Origin of the sequence: Paenibacillus jilunlii (genome assembly GCF_900102965.1) — a bacterium.
GTDB lineage: Bacteria > Bacillota > Bacilli > Paenibacillales > Paenibacillaceae > Paenibacillus_AQ > Paenibacillus_AQ jilunlii.
In genome coordinates this window covers 71,950-97,228 of record NZ_FNGM01000021.1, presented here as the reverse complement: position 1 = coordinate 97,228, position 25,279 = coordinate 71,950, and the positions used below count along the sequence as shown (strand labels likewise).

Here is a 25,279-nt window from a genome sequence, read left to right as displayed (position 1 = left end):
TGACGTCTTATTCCTTCACGGCTCCAACCGTAAGGCCCTGGATGAAATAACGCTGGAAAAATGGATAGGCAAAAATAATCGGCCCGGTTGCCAGCACCACCATCGCCATCCGCGAAGTATCCTGCGGCATGGAGCGGAGCGCCTCCAGACTGAGTGAGCTGTTGGTGGAGTTCTGCATAATAAACTGCATGCTGGTCTCGATCCGCATCAGCATGGACTGCAGCGGCACCAGATTCGGATCATCGATGTAGAGCAGCGCGTTGAACCAGTCGTTCCAGTAGCCCAGCGTACTGAACAGGGCAATCGTGGCTAGACCCGGCAAGGAGAGCGGCAGCACCAGTGTCAGGAAAATGCGGAATTCACCCGCGCCGTCGATTTTACCGGATTCAATGAGGGCATCCGGAACGCTGGTGCTGTAGAAGGTCCGCAGGATCATAATGTAAAAAGCGTTGACCGCCAGCGGCATTACGAGTGCCCAGATCGTATCCTTCAAACCCAGAAACTGGGTAACAATGATATAAGTCGGAACGAGCCCGCCATTGAACAGCATGGTGAAAAAGGCAAAGAACGCAAAAAAATTGCGGTATCTGAAGCTTTTACGCGAAATGGCATAGGCATAAAAAGAAATAAACAGCAGGCTGATCAAGGTGCCGAGCACGGTCACCAGGATGGTCACCCCATAGGAACGCAGGAGCATATCCCCGGACTCGAATACATACCGGTACGCTGACAGACTCCATTTGGCCGGAAACAGACTGTACCCGTCTCTCGCCAGGACCCCTTCATCCGTGAAGGAAATGATCACGACAAAGATAAACGGAAATACACACAGGAAGGCAAAAATACCGGCAAACAGATTAAACAGCACGTTCCAGGTTTTGGATAGATTATGGAAATCGCGTTCTTTTTTGACTAATGTGGACATCTGGTTCACTCCTTTCGCCCTGACTAGAATAAGGCGCTGTCCTTATTGAATTTACGCACGATATAGTTCGAGGTGATGACAAGCACGAAGCCGACCACGGATTGGTACAGGCCCGCCGCAGTACTCATGCCAATCTCGCCTGTAGATTTGAGACCTTGGTAGACATAGGTATCGATAACGTTCGTAACACTGTAGAGCGTCCCGGAATTGCGGGGCACCTGATAGAACAGGCCGAAGTCGGCATAAAAGATTTTTCCGATGGCCAGCAGGGTCATAATCGTAATAATCGGGCTGAGCAGCGGCAGCGTGATGTTCTTGATCTGCTGGAATTTGCCTGCACCGTCAATCATCGCCGCTTCATACAGCGATTTGTCGATCCCCATAATAGCCGCCAGATAGACCACGCTGTTATAGCCAAGCGCCTTCCACAGATATACCAGCACGAGGATTACCGGCCAATATTTTTTCTCGGAATACCAATTGATTGGTTCTGCCCCGAAATAGCTCAGGATCTGGTTCAGTACACCGCTCTCGGAGCTGAGAAAGCTGAAGGCAAAGTAGCCGACCACAACCCAGGACAGAAAATACGGCAGGAACATGCCGGTCTGATAGACCTTAGCCAGCTTCTTGTTGGCAATCTCCGCAAGAACAACCGCCATCGCCACTGACAATACCAGCCCCAGCAAAATAAAGACTGCATTGTATAAAAGCGTATTGCGGGTGATGATATACGCATCATTCGTGGTAAAAAGAAACTTGAAGTTGTCCCAGCCTACCCATTTGCTGTTAAAAATGCTGGCCCAGAAGCCGTCCCGGCTGTAGCGGTATTCCTTAAAGGCAATAACCGTCCCCACCATCGGCAGATAGGAGAAAAAGAGGAACCACAGCGCGCCCGGCAGAACCATGAGCAGCATAACTTTGTTATTGATGATATTTCGGATCATTTTCACGGGTGAGCCCTCCTAAACTGTAAAAGAAAGACCGGGCAAAGGGCTTGGCACCCGCCCGGTCTTCCTTAAGGGAATGAATTATTTGTTGTTCGCGGCTTTCCAGGCGTCAATTTGGGTTTGTGCTTCTGCGATGATTTTATCGAGTCCGGCAGCTTTGAATTTCTCAATCGCTTTTGGCAGGTATTCGTCAGGATTTACAGTTCCCGTCATCAGCGGAGCCCAGAATTCTTCCTTCACGTTCTGCACAGCGGCGATTTCACTCGTTACCTTGGAGGTATCAAAGTTGAAGCCGAGCAGCGGAGCATTGATGCCCGCTTCGTTGAATTTCTTGAACTGCTCCCATTTGTCCGCAGGGTCGCCTTCGTTCAAGTAAGTGATCATGACATTGCCCAGGGAGAAGGTCGGCATGTCATAATTTTTGGCTTCCGGCAGGAACTTCACCGTATTGTCGTTGACTTTCTCATAGTGCACGCCTTCAATACCGGAATCGACCATGTTGCGCAGGACCGGATCGGTGTTCAGCAGGTTCAGGAATTCCATGGCTTTCTCCGGATGCTCGGAGTTGGCGGAAATGGCCTGCATCGATCCCATAACGGACCAGTTGTAAATATAGGATTTGCCTGCCGGCGAGGAGACTACAGGGTAGCCGTAGCTGGCTGACCAGAGATTGTCAGCCATTGGCTGTGTAGAGGCACGGTCCATGAACCATTTGCCCGATTTGTAAAGGTCATCCACGGAGGTAGTCGTCGCTACTTCTGATGACAGGTAACCTGCCTTGTAATATTTGTGTACGGTTTCAAGATTCGCTTTCAGCTCTGGAGTTTCCAGAATGTTGACGATTTTATAGTCCTTGGTGTCCAGATAGACGGCCATCGGCATTTTTTCAATAATATAGTCAAACGGCATCACCGGCATAAAATCCTTCACCATCGCATATGGCGTGATGCCCGGTTCATTTTCCTTGATGGTTTTGAGCATAGGCTCAATGCTTTCCATTGTGGTTGCGCTGCTGATGTCAAGCTTGTACTTGTCCACAAGCTCTTTGTTGAAGCGCCATACTTCCTGTGCCGGAAGCTCTTTGTTGGCAGGGATGGCGTAGTTGTGGCCGTCTACCTTGGAGCCTTCCAGGAAGGCAGGGTCGATGGCATCCTTGATGCCTTTGCCGTACTGGTCGATCAGGCTGTCAATTTCCAGAAAGGCGCCTTTGCGGGCATTTTGCACATAATCCAGGGCCCAGGAGCTTGTAAACATAATATCCATAGGCTCGCCGGAGGCTACCTTGACCTGCATTTTTTGCGAGTAATCGCCGAAGTCGATCATGTTGATTTTCAGGGTTGCATTGATTTTCTCTTTGGTATATTTGTTGATTTCGGCCACGACCGTATCCAGGTCCTTCTGCGGCGCACCGATGGTGTACCAAATCAGCTCTACCGGTTTCTCCGATTTCTCCCCCGAGCCCGAAGCAGAATCATTGGTCCCGGCATTGTTGTTCGAGCCGCCGCATGCACTGAGCAGCACCGAGAATGCCATCATGGATGTTACTAACAGAGACAACCGTTTGCTTTTCTTGCTCATTCTTTATAACCTCCCCTTTTGTTCACCTCGAAACTGCAGGAATCTCCGAAGCCCTTGCTGGCCTCTGTCCTTTCAAGGATTATCTTAACTTTAGTTGATGTAAGCATTTTCAGACAGAAGCTAAACTAAATAAAATCATGTAGAAAATAAAGAAAAGAACTTGCCCGGCAGACAGCCGCTACACAAGTCCTTTATATTCGGTGGGGGAAATTCCTACATATTTCTTGAACTGCTTATAGAAGTATCCCGTCTCCCAGTAACCCACATTTCTGGCGATTTCGTGGACCTTCGAGGAGGTTCCCCGCAGCTGTTCCTTGGCTTTCTCAATCCGGTAGCGGTTGATGTATTCCGTGAAAGTATCGCCCACCTCTTTGCTGAACAGCTGCCCCAGGTATACCGGGTGAATGTTGAATTGTGCTCCGAGCGTCTTCAGCGAAATATCCTCGGCGTAGGATTCATGGATGAAATTCAGCACCTGCTGCACGACCGGACTTTTCACATCGCGGATCAGCAGATCAATCGTAAGCGCAGCGGCTTCCTTCAGAATATGAATCCATTCATGAATCGAGGTCGTCTCACGGAGTCTGCGGAAGCCCTCCTGGTACAGCTCCGGCTCTTCACAGTGCCTGATTTCCTTCAATTGCATCTTGAAGCGGATCAACCATTCCATGGAGAAATCCTGCAGGATCTCCGGGGTGACACCTTCCATATGCCGGAGCTGCTCGAACCGCTCGTCAATCCGCTGCAGCAGCCCTTCCTTATCCTTGGCCAGAATCAGCTTCTGCACCTGCTCCCAGTTATGCGTGATCTCCCGCCCGGCAGCTTCACTGCGGCTCTCAATCTCCTCATAGCGGATCACGGTCCGCTCCGGAAAAAGCATGAAATATTCCTGGGCTTTCTTCGCCTGGACATAACTCTGTGCCGCTCCCCCTTCTGTCTCCACAACAGAACCCAGCGAGAAGCACAGCGGCTGAAAGGAAGACAACTGCTTCGCCAGCCGCCCATGGCAGCGGTCAACCTCCTCCTTGCCGCGCTGGTATTCACTTAAGCCATGCAGCAGCACCGTATTTCCTTCCATATCCTGAAAAAGAATGGTGGAGCTGCTGTCCACAAGCGCTTCCGAAACCGCCTTCAAAAACTCCCCGCCGGCAGCCCCCTTCCCCGGCCGCAGCAGTGCAACCAGCAGCAGCGGCTTGTCCAGCTGTATGCCAAGCAGCTCTGAGCGCTCCCGGAATTCATTCGCCCCAATCTGTTCCCGGAGCCAGCGGTGCATAATGTTGTCTCTTAATATAGAAATACTCTGCGCATTCAGCTCATCTTCAACTCTGCTCATATGAAGCTTCTCCACGGTATTGCTCAGTGTAGCCTTGAACTCCTCCAGATTGATCGGCTTGAGCAGATAATTTTCGATGCCAAGCGTCATTCCTTCCTTGAGATAGCCAAATTCATCATACCCGCTGAGGATAATCACCTTCATCCCGGGCTGAAGCTTGCGGACGGCACGGATCAGATCCAGCCCGTTCATCAGCGGCATGGAGATGTCGGTGATCAGAATATCCGCGCGGAGCGAGGATAGCGCTTCCAGCGCTTCCTGTCCATTCTCCGCCCTGCCGACAATCTCCATGCCCATTCCGGCCCAATCGACAATATCATACAGGCCCTCAATGATAAAGGGCTCATCATCTACAATGAATACCTTATACATAGGTTGGCTCCTCCTCACCCAAATCCGGGAAACATACAGTCACAGTCGTACCCTTGCCTTCTTCACTATCGACCGCTAAACCGTGCGGCTCCCCATACAGCAGCTTCATCCGCTCATTAATGCTCCGCAGGCCAAAGGACTGCGATGAGCTGTCCTTATCCAGCAGATCGTGCTGAATCCGCTCCAGCCGCTCCTGCTTAATGCCACGGCCGTTATCGGTCACCACGGCGCGCAGAATCACACCTTCCTTCGCCAGATGAATCGAGATATGGTTATCGCTGCGGTCTGTCCGCATACCGTGAAGAATATAATTCTCCACAATGGGCTGCAGCGACATTTTTAGTACAACCCGTCCCTCCAGCTCCTTGGGGCAGTGCAGCTCATAAGAAAATTTATCCTTATACCGGATGCGGAACAGCTCCAGATACAGCCGGCAGGCTTCCAGCTCGTCTTTCATGGTGTGCTTCGCCTTCGGATGGACATAGCTTTTGAATAAAACGGATAAGCTGTAGATCATCTCTCCGACATCCGCCGCCCCCTGTGAGATCGCGCGCATGCGGATGACTTCCAGCGTATTATATAAAAAATGCGGATTGACCCTGGCCTCAAGCGCCGAAATCTCACTGTGTTTCTGTTTGATCTCCGCCTTAAACACCCTGTCGATGTACAGGTTCAGCTCGTCCAGCATATCGTTGAAGCTTTTGGAAATCTGGCCCAGCTCATCCTCCTTCACATCGGCGATACGGGCATCGAGATCCCCGTTCTTCACCTTGCGGGTAAAGCGGATAATATTATGCGCCCGGGTGGCAAAATTGCTGATGAACAGCGACGGGGTAATCACCGCGAACAGAATGCAGATCAGGCAAATGGTAACAATCATGTTGCGCAGACCTCTGTAAGTTGCGGCGAGCTCCCGCTCCGGCACCGCACTGAGCACGGTAAAACCGCCTTGGGTATGCGTCAGCTTCGTAATCAGCATGCCGTTCACTTTTTCACCATCCGCATAGATGGCTTCGATCTGCTCGGGATATGGATATTTCTTGCCATAAAAGGTCCCTGAGCTGTCAAACAATACATCATTGTCCGCCGACAGCACGATAATATCGCCTTTGAAATCATCCTTATAATCTCCCATGCTCTCCCAGATATGATCTGCGTCGTAGAAGACCAGCAGTTGACCGATATTACGCAATGACTGCTTATCATTGATAGGCACACGGACGGAAAACATGGGGGAATCGGCGAGGGATATCGTTTTGCGGACCCAGACATTCGGCAGCGTCACACTGCTGGCTTCCTCCAGGTACAAAGCATCCGGAACCAGTGAATGCGCCGCGTTAGTGGAGATAATATTGAAATTCTCCCGGTCATTGAATACGTACAACTGCTGTTTGGCAGAGCTGTAGAGCAGCAGCCTGCGGATATCGCGATCATCCTCCATCTGGTTGCGGAAAAACTGTACGCTGTCCGTGGTGGCGCTGCTCTCATTGAGATACCGGTCGAGCCGGTAGGTTACATAATCCTGATAGGGATGCTCCAGCAGGTAGGATGTATTAGCCGTGAGTTCACTGTCCCGGTACACATCGCGCATCATCGTCTGCACAGCATCGTATTTACGCTGCATATAGTCATTCACGCTCTCCACAGTCCGTTTCTGGATTTCCAGCTGCCTTTGCACAACAGACTGCGACATCAGAAGGAACATCAGATAGGAGAAGGTAATTGTAGTAACCACAGCTATAATGGAGAAGATCAGAATGATTTTCATGAACAGATTATTTTTCAAATGCTTTTTGTACCATTTCCCCGGGAACAGCATGATGTGTCTATTCCTCCTACTCATGCAGCCTCGTGTTTCACTTGCAACACTTCAGCCTTATATTTTAACCAGATTGCCACATTATATCACGCAGGAAGAACCGGCTGGGCTGTTCTTGTCAAGGACGGCGACTCAACTGGAGACTGAAAGCTTGGGGAGCGCAATGAGGCACATCAGAGATGTACACTTCGTTCATGCCTCTACTTCAACAATAAGTTAAGCTCAGAAGTGGCAATAGGGTAAAATCTAAAGGTTTAATATACAAATTAAAGGTTAACGTTTGCAGCTAACTCCCGCTGGTTCCTCCGCTCAGATACATATAATTTTTAGCAGCCAAGTGGAAAAAGGGTAACTAATTTGCCCCATCACCCCATTCGCTGGAGGTTAGGTGGAAAAAGGATAACTAATTCAGCTCATTTTGCTCTGACGAGGGAATTTGGCCCCATTAAGTTTCCTTTCCACTTAAATCTGCCAATTGTTGATTTTGGGGAGAAATAAGTTCCTTTTTTCCAACTAATACTGCCTAGCTACTTCCATTAGCAAGGGAAATCGTAATTTCCTAAACCACTATAAAAAGCGCCGGATGAGCCTCCTGCTCATCTGGCGCTTACACCCTTGCCTAGATCCCAATCGCTGCTACCCGCTCTGTCATTGACCCATATCCTTGCACCGACCGGGCAATATAGGATAACACGGTATCACTCCAGCCATAGACATAATAAGTCTGCTCATCCTGCTCAGGCACCATGGCATGACGGTAAGGGGCAATATCGACGACGAATGCCTTAACAGCGGGATTCACCTTCTTGCGGTACAGTTTGAGCTGCTGATAGAACGGGCTGCCGCTGTTCTGCTGCTCATCGGTGATGATGATGATCTGATCCACCTTCGTGCGCTGCTCCAGCAGCTTGCGGACCGGGGCACCGGTATCGGTTCCGCCACGGGCATGTATCCGTTCGGCCTGCCCGAGAATACTGTCCCGCCGGGAAGGCTTCGCATCGGTAACATCGGTGTCGAAGAGCCAGAACAGCGACTTCCCTTGGGTTTTCTTATACAGAGCCAGAGCAAATACCGAACCAATCTCCAAGTACTCCCCCTGCATCGAGCCGGAAATATCGAGAAATATCGCGGTCCGTCCTCCCATGTCCGGCAGGTTGTCAAAAGTCAGGTCAACAGCTTCCCTCAGTGCATCCCGAAGCTCAGGCTCGCTGACCTGACGGAACGCCGTGGCAAAACGAAAAGGCAGAATTCTTGCCTTGCGCAGTGCATCCTGGTCCACCAGCCTGCCCACAACATAATCCAAGTTCTTCTGATCTGCAAGCACGCCGGACCGCAAGAGCGTATTCAAATGGCGGAGCAGCGCAAACGTCGGCATCTGATACAGGATGGCATTCCAGACTTCCTGCGAAGGCTTGATCGCCCCCGTTACGGCTGAATAAGGAAGCTTGCCCCGCTCGATCCAGGCGATCTGCTCCTCGGCAGACCCGGACTGCTTCAGCTTCTCCATGGCTTCCACCTGGGGCAGAAGCCCCAGATTAGCCTCCTGGCCGCGCAAGTAACGGAACAAGGCCTGCTGCTTGAGATCAGCCGGTTTCGGATGAGCCGTGGCAATGGCGTCCCCGAGACTGTAGCCGCGGCCGCGGCCATTGTATTTCAGCGCCCAGTACTCGCTGATTCCCGCCAGGAACAGGTTGACCTGCCGCTTCACCGCCCGGCCGCCCTCCCCGCGTCCCAATCCTTGCAGGATCGTCAGGAAATCGGACAGGTCTGACGGGATTTGCACAACCTTCATGAAGACTTTGGCGAACAAATCCGGACGGGTGCCGGACAGCACCGCCAGCCCGAACAGCGGCTGCAGTCTCATGAACCCTTCGCTGCGGGCATAGACCAGCGCTTTGGCCATAAACTCCGGCTGTTCAAGAGCCATTTGTTCATGCAGCTCCGCCGCATTATCTAGAAGCTCCTGCTGGTCGGCATAGAACGTGTTACTCATTGTGTTAGTTAAAAGCATCTGCAGATACTGCTCTTCCGCAGAACGCGTATAAGCAGGATATCCTTCCTGGTTCCGGGCATTTGGTTTCTTGGAACTAAACAGCTTGGAAGCAAAGCTCATATTCAACCTCCTAAATTCAATGCCGGCGAGGAAAAGGTGGGACAGGTGTCTCGCAGGAGTCGAACCTGCCGTATTGCCCAGGGTAATTCATTGGTCACGTTTGGAGTGTGAAGTAACCCGTCCCGGCGCCTTACCGGCTTGATGAATTGATCCTCCGAGGAAAACAAAATTGGACAGGCACAGACTGCTCTACCACTGAGCTATTCCTTCTATTGAAGGAAGCTGGAGTCGAACCAGCGACAGGTCGCTTAAAAGGCGAAGTACCCCGTCCGTGCGCCTCGGAGAATCTTTTCAAGTCAGCTCCGCTTTGCAGCTTCGGCTGTCTTGTATCCATCTTCGCTTATTTTCTTCCCGGCGAACATGGCGGAAGTATTACGACCAAAGAAACTTCTCCATGTTCTCCATTTGCTGCCGCTGGTACAATAGAAATTAGTTGTCTATTACGTATGATCGGAGGCTGCCATGGCCAAGGAAAGCTTTGATAAGGAAATCCAGTTTCTGCGGATGCTGGTATTGACCAGCGGCGCTTACAGCCGCCAGCAGTTTGCCGAACGTCTCGGCATCTCGGTCCATACCTTCGATAAAACCCTGAAGAAGCTGAAGGAAGTCGCCAACACTCTGCTGGAACAGCCGCCGGAAGCACAAGTCCAGGTCTTCACCGACGCGCTCCGGTCTAATTACTATGAATCCGCCGATCCCCTGCTGCTGTTTCTGTTTCAGGCCAAGTCGCTCAAGGAAACCGAAAGTCTGAGAATCTCACGGATTCTTGCTGCCCTGAACAACAGTCAAGAGCTGACTATGAAAGATCTGCTGGACATTTGCTGCAGCGGGCTGGACCTGGACAGCGCTTTTCCCGATGAAAAAACGGTCCGCGGCGATCTGAAATATTTAGAGGAGGTAGGCGCGATTGTCAAAGGGGCAGGTCCGCGCCCTTACCGCTACCGGCTGAATAATAATCTGGTTAGGCAATTGTCCAGGGAGGAACTGCTGGATCTGTTCGACTTCGTGGATATTATGGCCAACACCCAGTTGCCCTCTGTCCAAGGCTATTTGCTGCGCGACAGTCTGAAAAAAGAGCTGATCCGGCAGGATGAGGAGAAGCAGGCGATTGAGCCCTTTTTATATAAATACCATTATTATTCCAGAATTCTGGATGAAGCCCACTTGTCTGTGCTGCTCTCAGCGATCAGGGGCCGCCGGAAAATCCAGTTTCTCTACTTCTCACCAAAAGCCAGCACCAGCTATGCCTCCCAAAACACCAATCCGCTCTTCGAGCGTGAATCCGGCGGCCGAACCGAAACAGCGCTGCCGCTCAAGATTGTCTACGATCACCAGTACGGCAGATGGTATTTACTCACCCACAGCAAACACCAGGGTATCCGCAAATACCGGCTGGAAGGCATGCTGCAAATTGAAGAAGGCGAAGCCGTTGCCGAAGAGTTATTCCTGGCCGAAAAAACTGCTCTGGAGCAGAAAATCTCCACCAGCTGGCTGATCGACACCGGGCGTCCCGTTACGGTCCGCGCCAAATTCCTGAATCCGCACCGCCGCGGCTCTGCCCGTAATTTTGTGAAGGAGCGTGTGCTGCTGCAAGGGCAGTGGGGGAAGATTACGGAGGAAGCTCCGCACTTTTTCATCTATGAAATCACTGTGAACGGAACGACAGAAATCAAACCCTGGCTGCGCAGCTTCGGCTCAAGCTGTGAAGTGCTGGCTCCGGGACAGCTGAGGGAAGAGCTGATGGCTGAATGGAAGGAGATTCTGGACTACTATGAATCCTTTTGAAAAAATCTTTAATTACCGCGTCACCTCCCGTATGGAGGATACCGGTGTTTTTCTCTCCACTTCGCATGAACGCTCCTGGCTGAAGCTGATGCTGGACCATCCTTCTGCGGCCGCTGCCTTTTCCGGGGTGACGCTTGAGAAGCTGCAGACGCTCCTGGCACAGGAGGCTCCCCTGAGTCTTGCCGGGGATTTGATCCACAAGGGTTCGACCCAAGAGGTGCAGGTCTATCATCCGCTAATGCGCGTGCTCCGCCGCAGTATTCAGAACCATCAGGGCATTCAGGTGAGCATAGGCCTGACCAACGGGCAACCCGGGCCGGAGCAGTCCGGTCTTCCCTACCGCCTCGAATATTCCATGGTCAAAAGGGAGTGGTATCTGCTGTGGTACAGCTGGACCCGCCGTGACTTCATGAGCATCCGGCTCCAAAAAATAGCAGCAGTATGCGAAATCCCGGCCTCTCCTGAGCTTGTCCGCACGACTCAAGCCGAGATTCAGCGAATCCTGGAAAGCCGCAGACAGAGCGCCGTAATTGAAGTTCTCCCGGGCTACAACAAGGAATTGTCGCGGATTCTCTACGCCTTTTCCTGCTTTGAGAAAGAGGTCCGGTATGACGAGGAGAAAGACACTTATTTCATCTCATTAACCTATCTGGGCAATGAAGGGGAATACGTCCTGTCCAAAATACGCTTTTTGGGCAAACGGGTAAGGATCGTGGAAGGGAATTGGCTAAAAAAACGCATGCGGGAATCCGCGTTGAAGGCGCTGGCCCTCTATGAATCCCCCCCGGATCAGACACGGCCAGGCCAGGAATGATCCTCCGCAAAAGTGGACACAGTAACAGCAGGTCTGAGAAACACTGTTCACAAAAACTTAAAGTGTATGCTTTCGCAGCTTACAAATGTTTAGGAGGATGTCAATGGACACTCACGAGTTCGTGGAGAAGTTTCAGGAGAACATGAAGAAGGCGGAGAAAAATAAGCGCCGCGGCAAAGGCTCACCGGAAGCCAGACTGGCCACCAAGCAGCACGGCACGAATAAATAGTTACACGCGCAAGGGGATGCCCGCAAGCCGGTTGGCTTGGACGGACATCCTCTTTTCCCTGTGCTCCGCTGTAATTTAGTTTATTTGCTTAATTTCGCTACGCTTGCTGCTACTTTTTCAAGCTGGGCTTTGCTCAGCATTTTGTCCGGCGAACTGAGGGTAACATAGCGGTCATCCAGCTTAAAGGTCAGCATCGGAATATCCGAAGGGGTATACCATTTGCCTGCAGCTCCGGTCGAAAGCTTCACTGTCGTGCCATCGTACTCATAGGAGTAATCCCGCGGCGAGATATCCACGCTCATGCGGCTGAAAAGGAATCTGACGCCATCAGAGCCTGCAGCCACCTTCTGGAAGCTGTCTCCGCTGGTCATTTGCATCGGCGCATAGGCGGTTTCGAAGCCCTGGAAGGCCGAGAATGCCTTGGTTATGGCTTCTTTTTGCGCGGCACTGTATTGAACGGCAGCTAAAGTGACCGCTGAACCGTTGCCCGGCACCGTTGTTCCTGTTCCTGAACCCAGCACAACCTGATTGGTCGATGGATCGAAGGTTACCGGTACCTTGAGCGCATCCGCCATCGCCCGGACAGGCAGGTACGTTGTATCCTTATAAGTGATTGGCGCAAGCTTCTTGCCATCCTTGTCTACCGGTGTGTATGCGGCTCCGTTTACTTTGAACCCGATGCTGTGGTTGAGGTAGGCGCTGATCTTCTGCAGATTGGTCCCTGCATACACCCCCGCTGAGCCTGTAACTGCCATTCCGAATACCATGGTTGCTATGATCATTTTTTTGCTTTTCATTATTATCGTCTCCTTGTAGGTTCGTTTGTTGTGTGCCCCTTGCTATAGATTCATTTAATCATGAACTTGTTTCCAACTTGTATCGTGAATGTAAAGAAGTAATTCCAAGTACAATCAAGAATTTGCAGTTAACGGGGGCGGCCAGGAAGCGGTATGTTATAAACCTCGCTGTAGAGGATATCCCGGAACAGCCGGAATTCCTGCTGCGCTGCCGGACGGGGATAAGTCATGATCTGCAGCGGCAGCTCCGCCTGCCCTTCCCGCAGTGGAGGCTGCATATAATCATAGGGATTCAGGTGAAAGCCCAGCCGCTCATAAAAGCCGATTCTGCGCGCTGCCAGCTCATTTACCGGCGGCTCCACCTCCAGCACAATCGGTTTGTCCGGGTGAGCGAGATAATCCTGCATCAGCTTTTTGCCGATCCCGCCCCCGCGGATATCCGGATTGACCGCCAAATGCTCAACAAACCTCAGCTCCGGGAACTCCCACGCAGCCAGAAAAGCCAGGATGCGGTTATCCGCACCGCGCTCGGTGTACAGCCGGTAGTGCGGAAGGTTCAGCAATCCCTTTTGTCCGCCGTAGGTTCTAAACTCATTATCAGGAAAGGAAGCTTCCATAATTGCATATATCTCGTCAAACGCTGTAGCGTTCATAGTCTTTTTCCTTCTTTCTGGATCGCTGCCGCTTCTTGGCTCACGGTCTTAATTTATTTTACCCTTAACGGGGCTTGGTATAATCGGCAGGATTAGCTCAGCTGCAGCCCGGAAGGTTTTTTTTCGATGCATAGCGGATCATCTCTCCTTAATGACTAACTGGACACTGATTCTACTATTATAGAAGGTTGCTCTGGACAAGTTGTTTCAGCTTTGTATAAGTTTCCAAACAAAAAAATAGACACAGAACATTCTTTACTGCGATTCCTCCAGTTTAGCATCTGGTACTAGGATAACGTGCTATACTATACCTATTGAAAAAAACATCACATTTGCATTAGGAGAGATTCATTTGGACAATCAGCAGTGGATTGCACCTGAATTCTACAATCTCACTTCGGAAATGGAGCATCATCCAGCCGATAAGATTGCGCTTAAGTGGCTGCAAGAGAACGGAAATTACGAAGAAATCACTTACGGTGACCTCATGAAGCAGGCCAACCGCCTGGCGGGCGGATTGTCCGGGCTGGGCCTTACGCAGGGCGACCGTGTGCTCGTTATGGTTCCGCGCCGTATTATTGCCTACGTTATTTATCTGGCCTGCCTGAAGCTCGGGCTTGCCGTCATCCCTTCCTCTGAAATGCTGCGGGCCAAGGATTTGGCCTACCGGCTGCGCCATTCCGAAGCCAGAGCCGTCATTGTCTGGTCTGAAGTGACCGGGGAAGTCAATAAAATCACCGGGGATCTGCCTGCACTCGACTACCGTCTCGCTGTTGGCGGCAATGCGGATGAGCTTGGCAGCGGATGGACCGGCCTGGAGGGCCTGATGGAAGGCCAGCCGGAATCTTTCCCGGCCGTTGCCAGCCGCCGCGACGATATCGCCATTCTGGCTTATACTTCAGGCACCACGGGCAATCCTAAAGCTGTGGTACACACGCATGGCTGGGGATATGCCCACCTGAAAATTGTGTCGTCCCTGTGGCTGGATATCCGGGAATCCGACACCGTCTGGGCCACAGCCGCACCAGGCTGGCAGAAATGGATCTGGAGTCCCTTCCTGACCGTTCTCGGCAACGGCGCAACCGGCTTTGTCTACAACGGACCGTTCCACCCCGACCGTTACTTGCAGCTGCTCCAGGATCAAGGCATCCAGGTATTATGCTGCACACCGACCGAGTACCGCCTGATGGCCAAGACTGAAGGTTTGGCGCAGTATAACCTGTCGAAGCTGCGCTGTGCCGTATCTGCAGGCGAGCCGCTGAACCAGGAGGTTATCAGCACCTTCCAGGAGCATTTTGGCATTACCATCCGTGACGGCTACGGGCAGACGGAGAGCACGCTGATCATCGCGGCACTCAAGGATCAACCGATCCGGGTCGGCTCCATGGGCCAATCCATTGCCCCGGGGATTGTCGAGGTCATTGACGAGGAGGGAAATCCGCTGCCTGCGGGCGTCGTAGGAGATATTGCCGTGCACCTAAGCATGCCAGCCTTGTTCAAGAACTACTACAAGGACCCTGAACGCAAGGTGAACTGCTCTCATGGCGAGTATTTTGTCACCGGAGACCGGGCGCGCAAAGATGAGGACGGCTATTTCTGGTTCGAGGGCCGGGGCGACGATATCATCATCAGCTCAGGCTATACCATCGGACCGTTTGAAGTGGAGGATGCCCTGATGAAACATGCGCTGGTCAAGGAATGCGCCGTGGTAGCAAGCCCTGACGAGATTCGCGGCTCGGTTGTCAAAGCCTTTGTTGTATTGAAGGACCACAGCGCCGGTACACCTGAACTGGCAAAAGAGCTGCAGTCCCATGTCAAAGAGTGGACTGCGCCTTACAAATACCCGCGCAAAATTGAATTTATCGCGGATCTTCCCAAAACTGCCTCCGGCAAGATCCGGCGTGTAGAACTGCGGGAGCAGGAAAAGAAGGCAACGCAGGAATAACAGCAGCGGTAGACATACGGAGAACTACTCCATTAAAACGGGTGCCATCCTTATTCTGGATGGCACCCGTACATATACCTTCTTATATTTCAGAGTTGCTCTAAAAACGAATAGAAATTTTCGTCTGCTGCGTTCTTCCGCGCTGCTTCATCACAGGCATCAGCAGCAAGCCTGCACAGATTAACCCAAGCAGGATTGTCGTCAGGATGCTCGCCTCCAGGCCGAAGCTTCCGCCAGTAATCCAGTCAGACCCTTCCAGGATCACGGAGTATAATCCCTGCGGGACCTTTCCGCTGACGGAGACACCAAACACATAACCCTGAACCAGGTTCCAGGAGAGGTGCAGTGCCATTGCAAAATACAGATTCCCTGTCCGAAGAACCGCACACGAAAAAATCAAGGCAATCAGCACAATATTCAGGGCACTGATCCAATTATAACCGGGATTGGCCATATGGGCCGCCGAGAATAAGACAGAGGTTATAACTACAGCCCACGCGGTTCCCAGTCGGCTTGCCAGCAAATGCTGGATGTATCCCCTGAATAAAACTTCTTCGCAGATTCCCGCTATACAAGCAGTAAGCATCAGGCCCGGCAGGTCCAATTGACTGAATTGAGGCTTCCATCCTTCATTCTGAAAGGCCGCATTCCCCAGCGCCCATAGAACCATAACGATCATAGCCATTAACACGGTCCCGCTCAGAAACCCTTGTGCGAACCGCTTCACATCCGGCCGTGACAGGCCTATGGTGCTAAGCGGAAGCCTGCGGATAACACGTACTGTAAAACAAACGACGATCAGCATGTAGAGCCCACTTGATTTGAATACCCGTACCCAGCCGTCCGGATCAAACAGCTGCCTGGAATTCACCCGCAGAGATAAACCCAAGGACATCAGCATGGTAAGCATAAAAATAGCCGCGGCGACAAGCAGGATCTCCCATCCCGCCCTTAGCTGGCGCGTTCTATTTCTGAATATGTAATGCACCACAATTCACCTTCCTCTTTAAACTGTCTGTTAGACTGGATAAACAGGAAGAAACACTGCGGTACTTCACAAATTATTCGGACCAATAGTTTGCCGACGGATTCAGTGCCGCCCCAACTTCCCCTTCCAGCACCAGATCGCAGTCCAGATAACCTTCCTCATCCAAAAAATAAACTTCCTGCTTGTAGAATTCACACAGAGTCTCCAGGAACTTCTCAGGGGAATCGTACATCACGACCAGGTCGCCGTAGTCATGCAGCAGGTCGCAGATCTGCTCTGTGCCGTCCTCGCTTTGGTAATAACAGATGAAATCACTTCCGTAATTGGTCAGAACGGGCAGTACAGTTCCGCCGCCGCTGTAGCCCTTTTCCTTCAGGATGCTTTCCAGCACCTTGATTTCCTGCGCATACTCCTGAATATGAATCAGCCGGTAGCCCGGAATGAACTCGATCAGACTAGGATCCTCTTCATCGCTGCCTGTACCGGAAACCTGGCTGTAAATGGCCTGCAAAAGCTCAGGCACATCCGGCACGATGCCGCTGATTGCAAGCTGCGCCTCTCCTTGTCCGCTCCCTAAGCTGGCGGTATAGCCGGGGCGCAATCGGGCAGACAGCTCAAGATATTCCTGAAATAACCGTGTTAATGATTCAGTAGCTGAAGATTTATGCATGTGATCTCCTTTGCTTGCTTGGATTTGGGTACGCTTAAAAAAGCGGAGCGATAGGGAATCTTCCCCGTCTCTCCGCTCTATTGCATGACCTATTTTGTGGACGAAGCCCACAGCTTCTGCAGCCAGGCGTCAAAATTCTCGCCTTTCTCACCTTCGTAAGCGTCGTAGACGTCAATCCGCATCTTCTTCAGCTTCTCCTTGAACTCTTCATACGAATGGTCCCGCGGAAGACTCTTCTTGATGCGCAGCACAATCTTGGAAATGCCTCTGAAGAGCTCGGCTTTGTTCTTCGACGGCACTGTAACCTCTTCACCGAAGGCCTTCAACTTCTCGTATGCAGCTTCTTGGACGGTATATACAGGATCGCTGACCATCAGGCGATTCAGAATATCAATAATTTGTTTATGGTTGAAGCGGCCAAGCTCCTCCACGGCCTCAAGACGCGCTCTCCAATCGGCGGAGCGTCCGGCAGCCTTCTTCAGTTCCTCATAATTCTCCGGCAGCCCGTTGTTCAATTCTTCATTATTCAAACGTTACAGTCCCCTTCTTGGTTAAATCTGCTGGTTGTATAGCAGGCTTGGGATTTTGAACATTCCAAGGCACAGCTTATAAGTGCAATTCTACCGTAATGGACTCCATCATTTCAATCTTTTGGACAAAATATTACTCCCCGGCTACGAGGTACCACCCGGGAACAGATCTCCGGAAATGATCATAATCCGAAAGCGCGAGGCGGCAGCGGTCCATCATGTCCTGAATGTCGGCTGCGCCATAGGGTATCGACCACTTAATGGAATACAGCGAGGTATACGCCACATAGAGCGCCTGTCTTTTCCAAAAGGCCTCCGTCGGCGGTCCGCCGAAATAGCCCTCCAGCTTGCCTGCTGCAAACGGGATACTCCGCTCTCTGTCGAAGATCTGCAGCTTATAGAATTCCTCCGCATAATCTCCAATATCCCAGCGGTTGAAATCGATCACACCTATCTTTCCTTCAGGGGTGTAGATCAAATTGCCGACATGGAAGTCGCCGTGATGATACACCTTCTCTACGTTATGGATCAGGCCAATATTTTGTCTGACAAAGGCAATCACTTGCTGATCACCCTCCAGGTGATAGGGACAATCTTCGTATTCCTTGATCCTTGAGAGGATTTTGGATTGCATGTCTGCTTCCCAGTGAGGGAGTTCCTCTTCAACCGGGATCATGTGCATCTGCTTCAATATTCTTCCGGCCTCTACGCCCAAGCGATACTGTTCCTCCGGCGGCAGTCCAGATAGACGCTCCTCCAGCGGGACGCCATCCACCCAAGTAAGCAGCATATAAACGTACTGCTCCCCGCCTTCTCCTTTACCGCACAATCCAAAATCGACAGCCCGGGACATCGGAAAATCCAGCCCGTTAAACCGCTGAACGGCTTCATATTCCTGCTGTTTGCGGTGAAGCGCAGGGCCTGGCGAGAGTCTCAGCAGCAGCCTGCGCCCCGCCTGGTCCTTAATGTAGAACTTCCGGTCACTCGACCAGCCCTTCAGTACCGGCTCTAATGTTGTCCACGACTCTGCTCCCGGTATTCCGCTTACGGCATCCATAATGATGTTTTACCTCCCTGCATTTCCTTGCTCCACGTCCGCTTCAGCCGGCACAGGTTCACCCGCCTTCACCAGCACCTTGCTGCCCAGCAGGAAAAAGCCTTGAATAAACATGAGCAGCCCCGTGAGCATTAGCATCCATTCAATTTTCACCACATCGGCCAGCGGTCCGAAGATCAGCATCCCGAGCGGCATCATAGAGCTTGAGATCATCCCCAGCACGCCGAATACCCTGCCCAGATAATCCGGCTCCACCTTTTCCTGCAGCAGCACGGTGGACGGGGTATTAAAGAACGGCATCGCCAGACCAACCAGCCCCATGAAAAGCAGGTAAATCCAGAACCCGGGGATCACGCCCAGCGCAAACGTGAATGCTCCCATCGCGAGTGAAGCCATCGTCATCGTATACACTCTGTTGCGGAATCCCTGCCATCCGGCCAGGATCAGACCGCCAAGCATCATCCCGATGGAAAACGCAATTTCGATCGCCGTAAGCCGCCAAATATCATCACCAAAGGTCCGTGTGACCTGCAGCGGGGTCAGAAAAGCAACCGGGGCAGCCAACACAAGGAAAAAGGCCATGAAGATAAAAAATGTACGGATATAGCTATGCTGCTTAATATAGCTGAAGCCCAGCCGCATATCGCTGAAGTAGCTCAGGGTCTGTTCTGCGGCAGCCTTAGCATGCAGCGGCACCTTCACAAAGAGCAGCATCGCAGCCACCGCCAGCGCCGCCGTAATCACGTCGATGAAAAAGATCACCTCAATGGAAGCCACAGTGAGAAGCGCGCCGCTCAGCATCGGGGACAGCAGCATGATTAGGGCTTGAATACTCCCATTGGTTCCGTTTACCTTCGTGAGGTGTTCCTCCGGCACAAGCTGGGGCAGCATTGCACCTACAGCCGGTGTTTGCACCGCGGTTCCGAGGGCCCGCACCGCAGAAACCACAAACAGCAGCCACATCTCGTCATAGCCCATCAGGAACAGCAGCGCCAGAACCAGCGTGGCAGCCGCGATGCAGGAGTCGGAGAGGACAATCAGCAGCTTGCGGCTGTACCGGTCTGCCCATACTCCGGCAAACGGAGACAGCAGAAACGTCGGCACAAACCCGCAAATAATCGAAATTGTCATCATAAGGCCGGACTGGGTATTCAGGGTGATATACCAGAGGATCGCGTACTGAACCAGTGAAGAGCCAAATAAAGAAATGGTCTGACTGGTCAGAAAGAGCACAATGTTCTTTTTCCAGTTCGAAGGCATGGGCGGAGGAACACTCCTATCTCTGGATATTTTGCAGCTATCTTAGCATAGATTGGGTCATTCTGGAAAAAAGATTCCAGCTGCTGTCATTTCTGTAATCGTGCTGTTCATCAAGGCTCGGGCACGAAGCGGGAGATCAGCGTGGCTTTATCACTCTTCAAGCAATGTAGGGGCAGTCGTATGTCACCTTCCTATTTTCCGCAGCATTTCTTATACTTTTTGCCGCTTCCACAAGGGCATGGGTCGTTGCGTCCGGGTTTTGGGTCGACCTTAACTGACTTTTGTTTCAACAGATCGCCTAGCAATTCTATTTTCCCTGAGCTTTCCGGTTGGAAGCACACCCAGTTTTCCATCTCGGTATGGATATCATTAATGTATTGATATGACTCTTGGGCACTTTTGCGCTGCATCGCTTCGGCTTGACTCATTTGCAGGGTGGCCTTCACCTCATCCAGAAGGATGACATAGGGGTCAAGTGCCTCATCTTCATACAGCTTTTCAATATCTGCGTATACTTCTTCGGGATACAAATCAACTGCAGCGCACACAATTTCCGCATTAAAATAGTAATCAGAATCCACACGTTTACTTGTCAGCAGCTCTTTCACATAGCCTATTGCCGTCTCCCTTAAGATTTGGCCCTCATATACAAGGATAGTAAGCGCCCGAAGCCCTTGCCCCCGGGCATATTCACTGGCTTCTCCATTTTCGATCAGCCTCTTTAACAAAGAAAGGTCGCCATCGTAGACGGATGCCAGCATTCTTCCTCCGGCATCCGTCAGAATGTCGTCGAAGATCATGTCTAATAATTCCTCCGGGAGCGAGAACAGCTCAACCAGAATAGGGTATAATGCCGTGACACGGAACTGCGAAAGCAGATAAGCAGCGTATATATAATCTAAGCGCGCCGGGTCCTCCGCCAACTGAGGAAGTGCCTGAAGTTCACGCATGATCTCCAGCAAATGGGGAATGGCCTCATCTTTTCTGCTTATGATCTCCTCCAGCTCTTCGCGGGGAAACCGGCGATCCTTGTTGTATTTGATAGATTCTATCAGATGTTGCATCTTGATCCCTCCAGGGAAAAGATTTGCCAATTCCAGTATTATAGTACTCTTCTTAGTCTATCAACCACGCTGACTGCGTCAATAGTCTATCTGTAATGTTATATACTTTCTAGGGGAATTCCGCAGGGATTCAGAATGTTAAATTTGGCATCAGCCGGGAAATTGACAAATTTCGGGTTTCGATGGTACGCTCACAGTGCGTTCTTTAAACCGAACAATTTTTTGAAGGAAGCTGTACAAATCCAAGTAAGGAGATTTCCTATGACCGACGGGTATGCCCTGGATAAAAAAAGCTTTTCCAAGGAACTGAGGCTTCTTCTTGAAGTGCTCAAAACTGACGACATCGATGAAACGGCAGAACGAAATCCGCAAATATTCACGGATATCGACTGGGAGCTATGGGTACGGTTGTCCCTGCATCATCGTGTATTTCCTTATATATATCCTAAGCTTAGCCGGATGCGTGAAGAGCATGTGCCGTCCGCGGTTACCCAGCGCCTGAAATGGGAGTACCGCAAAAACACCGTTCAGATGCTCCAGCTCAGCGGGGAAATGGGCTATCTCGGGGAAGAGCTTGCAAAGCTGCAAATACGTTCCCTGTTCCTGAAAGGACCGGTGCTTGCCCAGGAGCTGTACGGCGATATTTCGCTGCGGACCTCCCGTGACCTTGACTTTCTGGTGCCGATGGCACAACTGGCCGAAACCGAAGCGCTGCTGGTCCGTCTTGGCTATGTGAAGGAGGAAGACTTCGAAAGTATACTGGGAGATTGGAAATGGCGGGAGCATCACACCACGTTCAATCACCCGGACAAAGGGATTAAGGTGGAGGTGCATTGGCGCCTAAGCCCCGGCCCTTCCAAGGAACCGGAGTTCGACGAGCTGTGGAAATGTGCGCGGACCAGCAGCCACTTCGGGCAGAATGTTCATTATTTGGGCAGCGAAGACTTGTTTCTGTTTCTGGCGGCCCATGGCGCACGCCACGGCTGGTCGAGGCTAAGATGGCTGCTGGATATCCGTCAGCTGCTGCTGCAAAAGCCCGACCCCGGCAAACTGGTCCGACTCATACAGCAGTATAATTACGCCGATGTTGGCGGCCAGACGCTGCTGCTGGCTGCCGATCTGCTGGCAGCACCGGTTGAGCCCGCCCTGGAGGGCTTCACGAAGCGGCCTAAGGCCCGGCGGATTGCCCAGCTGGCGCTTTTCTATGTGGCGCGCATGATCAATCTCCATAATCCTCCCCTGGAGCCTGAGGCCGAGCGGCATTACAAATATTATCAGCCGGCAATTCTGACGCGCTGGCATCAGTTCTTATATGTAGCCGGCTTCCTCTATCCTTATGCGGTAGATGCCAAGACACTGCCGCTGCCGAAGCCGCTGCATGTGCTTTATTTCCCTTTGCGCCCCTTTTTGTGGACCTGGCGCAAAGTGAGCGGCCAGGAGAAATAGGAGGCTTCAGGGGTTGAAGGCTGGAGCTGCCTGGGCTTAGCAGCTCCGAGCGCTCAGGAGGGCAGGCGACTGGCCTTAGTGGCCTTGAGGCCGGGTGGCCGGACTGCCTGGCCTTAGTGGCTCCGAGACCAGGTGGGTGGGACTGCCTGGCCTTAGTACTTCGAGGCCAGGTGGCCGGACTGCCTGGCCTTAGTACTTCGAGGCCGGGTGGCCGGACTGCCTGGCCTTAGTACTTCGAGGCCGGGTGGCCGGACTGCCTGGCCTTAGTGGCCTCGAGGCCGGGTGGGCAGGGCTTGCACCGCTGAATCGGCCGATGCCCTTGATAAGCGGTTAACTGCACTTTGTACAGTTAAAACTTCACTTTATTGAGGCGACGCGGCTGTAACTGCATTCTGTACACTTATATAGGCTAATACTGGCTAACTGGCCTCATTTCACCGCTTTTAATTGCACAAACTACAACTATATCTTGAAATAAGCCAATACAGCTTATTCTAACTGTAGAAAATACAACTATAGTGGAAGGCGGGCGACTGGCGTGTAGAAATCGGCAATCGCACGGATTGCGGAGGACGCAGCCAGTGGGCAGATCGCGGAGGACCCAGCGGGCGGATTGCGGAGGACGCAGCCAGTGGGCAGATCGCGGAGGACCCAGCAGGCGGGCGGATTGCGGAGGACGCAGGTAGGCGGGCCGATTGCGGAGGACGCCAGGCGGACCGATTGCGGAGGACGCAGTTGGCCTGCGGATTGGGGAGGAGTCAGCCAGGCGGACGCCCCTGCCGCATCTATTGCAGAATGTGCAGCAGATTTCAGCTTTCTGCGCACAAAAAAGGATTCTGCTGCACTTCGTGCAGCAGAATCCTTTACTTTTGCCTTTTTGAGGACATTTGCCCTCATTTGATTGCACAAAGTGCAATAGAATGCAGTTTCTGCTCCTTTGTAGCGGAATCTATTGCACAAAATGCAGTCAAGGACCAGCTAAGCCGGCCCTTCTAATATTGGTAACATACCTTACCCTTCCAATACCCCGCACTATGCCTAGCTCAATTAGCACTCACAGCACTTCGAACTATACCTAACTTACATAGCGCCCACAAGACTTCTAACTAGCACCACCTAACTTCACCCAACTCCGGAGCGCAATAGGCTACATCGCCTCTTCCTGGCTGCTGAGCAGGCGGCTGAACATGCCGCCTTTTTCGGAGGCCAGGCCACTATATACTCCCTGCTGGATGACCCGGCCCTGGTCGATGACCAGGATCTGGTCAGCGCCCCGGATGGTCGACAGGCGGTGCGCAATGACGATGACCGTAACTGTTGCTTTCAGGCGCTCCAGCGCCTCCTGAATCCGCTTCTCGTTCTCGGTATCCAGCGCACTTGTCGCTTCGTCCAGCACCAGGATGGACGGCTTGCGGATAATCGCCCGCGCCAGCACAAGGCGCTGCCGTTCTCCCCCGGAGAGACGGACGCCGCGGTCGCCAAGCAGCGTATCGAGTCCTTGCGGCAGCTTGCGGACGAAGTCAGCCGACGAGGCGAACTCCAGCGCCTCCCACAGCTCGGCCTCGCTCGCATCCGGCTTGATCATCGTCAGATTGTCACGGATCGTAGCGTTGTACAGAAAAGGGTCCTGCGCTACATACCCGATGGAACGCCGGTAAGGCAAAAGCCTCTCCCCCGTAACCGGCTCCCCGTCTGCCAGAATCTCACCCGATTCCGGTTGCATCAGTCCCATGAGCAAGTCCACAAGAGTGCTTTTTCCGGCACCCGAACGTCCCACAATGGCGGTCATGCGGTTCGCCGGGATCACCACGTCCACACCGCGCAGTGAATAATTCTCCTCCTGCGGATTGTAGCGGAAATTCACATCACGCGCTTCGAGACTATGCTTCAATGTCATTGGAGCAGCCGCAGCACCGGATTCACCGTGTGCGCCATGCTCCGCAGCCTGCAGGCATTCCTCCTGCAGCTGCTGCAGTATCTTGAAGGAAGGCAGCACGGAAGCAAGCTGCTCCAGCAAGGTCTGAAGTGAGGAAAAGGTTGGCCACAGGCGGGCGAACACCAGAATCACCAGGAGCAGATAAGGTCCCTCCACATGCAGGAAGCGGAACGACACGAAGATGAACATCGCAATCAGCAGCGTGGATGACATTTTGTACAGCAGTTGGGAATTCGTGCGCAGCCGCGTATAATCCAGCTGCTCTTTTTTGACCTCATCTGTGAATTCATGCATCCAGCTCAGCCGGGAGCCCTCCAGATTGTTGCTTTTGATATCCTTGATGCCGTTCAATTGATCCGTAATTCCGGCCAGATACTGCTTGCCCAGCTCGGAACTACGGCTGCCCAGCCTCTTCGCCTTGCGGATGAAGCGCCGGGAGAATACGGACAACAGAACGGCGCAGATCAGGACGGCAATAGTCATTTGGGGAGACAGCCAGAACGCGAAGCCGATCTGTACCAGCGTGAACAGCAGCGAAGTCAGGAACTGCAAAAAGCTGCTGATTCCCGCAAGCACCCTCGCGAGCTCAGTCGTCATTATATTGATGAGGTCCGAAGTACGCTTTTTCAGAAAAAAAGACCACTCGGCCCGCAGCAATGCGCCGTACACCTCATATCGCAGCTGCCGGCTGTAGCTCTGCTGAATGTCCACGTTCCGAATGGCGACAAAACGGGAAATCAGATTCTGGCAAAGCACGATGAACACATACGCGCCAAGCACCAGCGCAAGCGCAGAGGTCTGCGGCAGCTCCGATATGAAATCGAACATAGGGAGATCGATGCCTGCTGCGTTCCCGCCAAGCTGAATCCCAGCCATGCCCAGCATGGGCACCAGCAGCAGCACGGCAGAGCTCTCCAGCAGGCCGCTGATCACCATACCGAGCAGATTCAGATATAATTTGACTCCGGACAAGCGCTGAAGCTGCCGGATGTAATACATTATCGCTTGCATGGACCCA

Annotated in this window: 21 protein-coding genes; 6 read left to right on the top strand and 15 right to left on the bottom strand. The window is 52.3% G+C overall.

Annotated elements, in window-relative coordinates; genetic code table 11:
- Positions 1–7: 7 nt before the first annotated feature.
- From BLQ82_RS26515 to BLQ82_RS26490, 6 genes are all read right to left on the bottom strand, one after another.
- Positions 8–925, bottom strand: coding sequence for a carbohydrate ABC transporter permease (locus BLQ82_RS26515; protein ID WP_062524446.1), 918 nt, complete (start codon positions 923–925; stop codon positions 8–10).
- 23 nt (positions 926–948) lie between these two features.
- Complete coding sequence (locus BLQ82_RS26510; RefSeq protein ID WP_062524482.1) at positions 949–1,869, bottom strand: ABC transporter permease; 921 nt, start codon at positions 1,867–1,869, stop codon at positions 949–951.
- An 84-nt stretch (positions 1,870–1,953) separates the two neighbouring features.
- On the bottom strand, positions 1,954–3,450 hold the full coding sequence (locus BLQ82_RS26505; protein WP_062524444.1) for an ABC transporter substrate-binding protein: 1,497 nt from the start codon (positions 3,448–3,450) through the stop codon (positions 1,954–1,956).
- Between the two features lie 178 nt (positions 3,451–3,628).
- Entirely contained in the window at positions 3,629–5,155 is a 1,527-nt protein-coding gene (locus BLQ82_RS26500; protein WP_062524442.1) for a response regulator transcription factor, read from the bottom strand.
- A complete protein-coding gene (locus BLQ82_RS26495) occupies positions 5,148–6,974 on the bottom strand; it encodes a cache domain-containing sensor histidine kinase (protein WP_062524440.1) in 1,827 nt (608 codons plus the stop codon). Before BLQ82_RS26495 ends, BLQ82_RS26500 begins: the two co-directional genes overlap by 8 nt.
- A gap of 619 nt (positions 6,975–7,593) precedes the next feature.
- A complete protein-coding gene (locus BLQ82_RS26490) occupies positions 7,594–9,087 on the bottom strand; it encodes a TROVE domain-containing protein (RefSeq protein ID WP_062524438.1) in 1,494 nt (497 codons plus the stop codon).
- A 462-nt stretch (positions 9,088–9,549) separates the two neighbouring features.
- Between BLQ82_RS26490 and BLQ82_RS26485 the strand changes: the two genes are divergently transcribed.
- From BLQ82_RS26485 to BLQ82_RS26475, 3 genes are all read left to right on the top strand, one after another.
- Positions 9,550–10,872 (top strand): helix-turn-helix transcriptional regulator, encoded by a 1,323-nt coding sequence (locus BLQ82_RS26485; protein ID WP_062524436.1) that lies wholly within the window; start codon positions 9,550–9,552, stop codon positions 10,870–10,872.
- Entirely contained in the window at positions 10,859–11,686 is an 828-nt protein-coding gene (locus BLQ82_RS26480; RefSeq protein ID WP_062524434.1) for a WYL domain-containing protein, read from the top strand. The genes BLQ82_RS26485 and BLQ82_RS26480 overlap by 14 nt, the downstream gene beginning before the upstream one ends.
- 103 nt (positions 11,687–11,789) lie before the next feature.
- The gene (locus BLQ82_RS26475) at positions 11,790–11,915 is read left to right on the top strand and encodes a DUF4023 family protein (protein WP_074084383.1); all 126 of its coding nucleotides are present in this window, start codon (positions 11,790–11,792) and stop codon (positions 11,913–11,915) included.
- 80 nt (positions 11,916–11,995) lie between these two features.
- Here BLQ82_RS26475 and BLQ82_RS26470 read toward each other — a convergent pair whose 3' ends face one another.
- Positions 11,996–12,712, bottom strand: a complete 717-nt coding sequence (locus tag BLQ82_RS26470; RefSeq protein WP_062524432.1) for a stalk domain-containing protein — start codon at positions 12,710–12,712, stop codon at positions 11,996–11,998.
- 128 nt (positions 12,713–12,840) lie between these two features.
- Positions 12,841–13,365 carry a GNAT family N-acetyltransferase gene (locus BLQ82_RS26465; RefSeq protein ID WP_062524430.1) on the bottom strand — a complete coding sequence of 175 codons (525 nt, stop codon included), beginning with the start codon at positions 13,363–13,365 and terminating at the stop codon, positions 12,841–12,843.
- Positions 13,366–13,768: 403 nt separating this feature from the next.
- Between BLQ82_RS26465 and BLQ82_RS26460 the strand changes: the two genes are divergently transcribed.
- Positions 13,769–15,310 (top strand): acetate--CoA ligase, encoded by a 1,542-nt coding sequence (locus tag BLQ82_RS26460; protein ID WP_062524480.1) that lies wholly within the window; start codon positions 13,769–13,771, stop codon positions 15,308–15,310.
- A 100-nt stretch (positions 15,311–15,410) separates the two neighbouring features.
- On the opposite strand, the gene BLQ82_RS26455 is transcribed toward BLQ82_RS26460, so the two are convergent.
- From BLQ82_RS26455 to BLQ82_RS32860, 6 genes are all read right to left on the bottom strand, one after another.
- Positions 15,411–16,301, bottom strand: coding sequence for a CPBP family intramembrane glutamic endopeptidase (locus tag BLQ82_RS26455; RefSeq protein ID WP_062524428.1), 891 nt, complete (start codon positions 16,299–16,301; stop codon positions 15,411–15,413).
- 70 nt (positions 16,302–16,371) lie between these two features.
- Positions 16,372–16,968, bottom strand: coding sequence for an SMI1/KNR4 family protein (locus BLQ82_RS26450; RefSeq protein WP_062524426.1), 597 nt, complete (start codon positions 16,966–16,968; stop codon positions 16,372–16,374).
- Between the two features lie 89 nt (positions 16,969–17,057).
- Positions 17,058–17,498, bottom strand: coding sequence for a HEAT repeat domain-containing protein (locus BLQ82_RS26445; RefSeq protein WP_062524424.1), 441 nt, complete (start codon positions 17,496–17,498; stop codon positions 17,058–17,060).
- A gap of 133 nt (positions 17,499–17,631) precedes the next feature.
- Positions 17,632–18,555 (bottom strand): phosphotransferase family protein, encoded by a 924-nt coding sequence (locus tag BLQ82_RS26440; RefSeq protein WP_062524422.1) that lies wholly within the window; start codon positions 18,553–18,555, stop codon positions 17,632–17,634.
- Between the two features lie 9 nt (positions 18,556–18,564).
- Entirely contained in the window at positions 18,565–19,815 is a 1,251-nt protein-coding gene (locus BLQ82_RS26435) for an MFS transporter (protein ID WP_062524421.1), read from the bottom strand.
- 191 nt (positions 19,816–20,006) lie between these two features.
- Complete coding sequence (locus BLQ82_RS32860) at positions 20,007–20,879, bottom strand: DUF1186 domain-containing protein (protein ID WP_062524418.1); 873 nt, start codon at positions 20,877–20,879, stop codon at positions 20,007–20,009.
- Positions 20,880–21,140: 261 nt separating this feature from the next.
- On the opposite strand from BLQ82_RS32860, the gene BLQ82_RS26425 reads away from it, so the two are divergent.
- Positions 21,141–22,325 carry a nucleotidyltransferase domain-containing protein gene (locus BLQ82_RS26425; protein WP_074648663.1) on the top strand — a complete coding sequence of 395 codons (1,185 nt, stop codon included), beginning with the start codon at positions 21,141–21,143 and terminating at the stop codon, positions 22,323–22,325.
- Positions 22,326–22,956: 631 nt separating this feature from the next.
- The gene (locus tag BLQ82_RS32430) at positions 22,957–23,226 is read left to right on the top strand and encodes a hypothetical protein (protein ID WP_062524410.1); all 270 of its coding nucleotides are present in this window, start codon (positions 22,957–22,959) and stop codon (positions 23,224–23,226) included.
- Between the two features lie 246 nt (positions 23,227–23,472).
- Here the strand turns inward: BLQ82_RS32430 and BLQ82_RS26415 are convergent, their stop codons facing one another.
- Positions 23,473–25,272: an ABC transporter ATP-binding protein gene (locus tag BLQ82_RS26415; protein ID WP_062524408.1), complete on the bottom strand. Its 1,800-nt coding sequence runs from the start codon at positions 25,270–25,272 to the stop codon at positions 23,473–23,475.
- Positions 25,273–25,279 lie beyond the last annotated feature (7 nt).

Excerpts from the sequence above, each read along its gene's own strand:
- BLQ82_RS26505 (WP_062524444.1), bottom strand. The coding sequence starts at position 3,450 with ATGAGCAAGAAAAGCAAACGGTTGTCTCTGTTAGTAACATCCATGATG.
- BLQ82_RS26485 (WP_062524436.1), top strand. The coding sequence starts at position 9,550 with ATGGCCAAGGAAAGCTTTGATAAGGAAATCCAGTTTCTGCGGATGCTG.
- BLQ82_RS26495 (WP_062524440.1), bottom strand. The coding sequence starts at position 6,974 with ATGCTGTTCCCGGGGAAATGGTACAAAAAGCATTTGAAAAATAATCTG.
- BLQ82_RS26415 (WP_062524408.1), bottom strand. The coding sequence starts at position 25,272 with ATGCAAGCGATAATGTATTACATCCGGCAGCTTCAGCGCTTGTCCGGA.
- BLQ82_RS26460 (WP_062524480.1), top strand. The coding sequence starts at position 13,769 with ATGGAGCATCATCCAGCCGATAAGATTGCGCTTAAGTGGCTGCAAGAG.
- BLQ82_RS26480 (WP_062524434.1), top strand. The coding sequence starts at position 10,859 with ATGAATCCTTTTGAAAAAATCTTTAATTACCGCGTCACCTCCCGTATG.
- BLQ82_RS26425 (WP_074648663.1), top strand. The coding sequence starts at position 21,141 with ATGACCGACGGGTATGCCCTGGATAAAAAAAGCTTTTCCAAGGAACTG.
- BLQ82_RS26490 (WP_062524438.1), bottom strand. The coding sequence starts at position 9,087 with ATGAGCTTTGCTTCCAAGCTGTTTAGTTCCAAGAAACCAAATGCCCGG.
- BLQ82_RS26475 (WP_074084383.1), top strand. The coding sequence starts at position 11,790 with ATGGACACTCACGAGTTCGTGGAGAAGTTTCAGGAGAACATGAAGAAG.
- BLQ82_RS26470 (WP_062524432.1), bottom strand. The coding sequence starts at position 12,712 with ATGAAAAGCAAAAAAATGATCATAGCAACCATGGTATTCGGAATGGCA.
- BLQ82_RS26500 (WP_062524442.1), bottom strand. The coding sequence starts at position 5,155 with ATGTATAAGGTATTCATTGTAGATGATGAGCCCTTTATCATTGAGGGC.
- BLQ82_RS26450 (WP_062524426.1), bottom strand. The coding sequence starts at position 16,968 with ATGCATAAATCTTCAGCTACTGAATCATTAACACGGTTATTTCAGGAA.
- BLQ82_RS26440 (WP_062524422.1), bottom strand. The coding sequence starts at position 18,555 with ATGGATGCCGTAAGCGGAATACCGGGAGCAGAGTCGTGGACAACATTA.
- BLQ82_RS32860 (WP_062524418.1), bottom strand. The coding sequence starts at position 20,879 with ATGCAACATCTGATAGAATCTATCAAATACAACAAGGATCGCCGGTTT.
- BLQ82_RS26435 (WP_062524421.1), bottom strand. The coding sequence starts at position 19,815 with ATGCCTTCGAACTGGAAAAAGAACATTGTGCTCTTTCTGACCAGTCAG.
- BLQ82_RS26510 (WP_062524482.1), bottom strand. The coding sequence starts at position 1,869 with ATGATCCGAAATATCATCAATAACAAAGTTATGCTGCTCATGGTTCTG.
- BLQ82_RS26515 (WP_062524446.1), bottom strand. The coding sequence starts at position 925 with ATGTCCACATTAGTCAAAAAAGAACGCGATTTCCATAATCTATCCAAA.
- BLQ82_RS26465 (WP_062524430.1), bottom strand. The coding sequence starts at position 13,365 with ATGAACGCTACAGCGTTTGACGAGATATATGCAATTATGGAAGCTTCC.